This is a genomic window from Cedecea selenatireducens (assembly GCF_042138895.1).
In the GTDB taxonomy this organism is placed as follows: Bacteria; Pseudomonadota; Gammaproteobacteria; order Enterobacterales; family Enterobacteriaceae; genus Cedecea; species Cedecea selenatireducens.
The window spans coordinates 1-472 of record NZ_JBHIKW010000040.1 but is presented as its reverse complement, the minus strand read 5'-3'; the positions used below and the strand labels follow the sequence as shown (position 1 = coordinate 472).

At 65.3% G+C, this 472-nt stretch carries 1 protein-coding gene; it reads left to right on the top strand.

What is annotated here, in order from left to right:
• Nucleotides 1-472: invasin domain 3-containing protein (locus ACE38U_RS22385; protein ID WP_375530539.1), on the top strand; the 472-nt coding region annotated here is incomplete at both ends.

Sequence of the window (472 nt, the reverse complement as noted above, 5' to 3'; positions counted from 1 at the left end):
GCCGGCTACGTGGCCGGCGACGACATGCAGGTGACGGCGACGCTGCAGGATGCGCAGCATAACCCGGTGGCCGGGCAGGATGCCGTGGTGAATACCACCGCGGTAGCCGGGGCAGTCATCAAAGGTAACTGGACTGACAACAAGGACGGCACTTACAGCGGCGTGTTCACCGCCACCACCGCCGGCACTGGCCTGAAGGCCTCTATGACGCTGGCAGACGGGGATGTGGAGTCTGCGCCGTTTGACATCACGGCCGCCGCGCCGGTGAAGGCGAACTCCTCGATTGTGCTGGACAAGGCCAGCTATGTGGCCGGGTCGGATATGCAGGTGACGGCGACGCTGCAGGATGCGCAGCATAACCCGGTGGCCGGGCAGGCAGCCGTAGTGCAGACCACTGCGGTGAGCGGGGCAACGCTGAAGGGGAGCTGGACCGACAATCAGGACGGCACTTACAGCGCTACCTTCACCGCCA